The sequence below is a fragment of the Vibrio marinisediminis genome (assembly GCF_014050145.1).
Taxonomy (GTDB): Bacteria; Pseudomonadota; Gammaproteobacteria; order Enterobacterales; family Vibrionaceae; genus Vibrio; species Vibrio marinisediminis.
Window position 1 is genome coordinate 1 of the sequence record NZ_JACFYF010000107.1, and the last position, 326, is coordinate 326.

The 326-nt window shown below is 49.4% G+C and carries 1 protein-coding gene; it reads left to right on the forward strand.

Annotated features, from left to right (window positions below):
• Positions 1-326, forward strand: a 326-nt coding sequence (locus tag H2O73_RS20510; RefSeq protein ID WP_182110745.1) for an Hsp70 family protein, incomplete at both ends; no start/stop codon positions are given.

Below are 326 nucleotides of genomic sequence, written 5' to 3' on the forward strand. Positions count from 1 at the left end.
GTTGAAGACCTAGTTCAACGTTCTCTTGAGCCACTAAAAGTTGCTCTAGCTGACGCAGACCTATCTGTAGGTGACATCACCGATGTTATCCTAGTTGGTGGTCAGACTCGTATGCCAATGGTTCAAGCTAAAGTTGCTGAGTTCTTCGGTAAAGAAGCTCGCCGTGATGTAAACCCTGACGAAGCAGTCGCGATGGGCGCTGCAGTTCAAGGTGGTGTACTCGCGGGTGACGTGAAAGACGTTCTACTACTAGACGTGACTCCACTGTCTCTAGGTATCGAGACAATGGGCGGCGTAATGACTAAGCTTGTTGAGAAGAACACCAC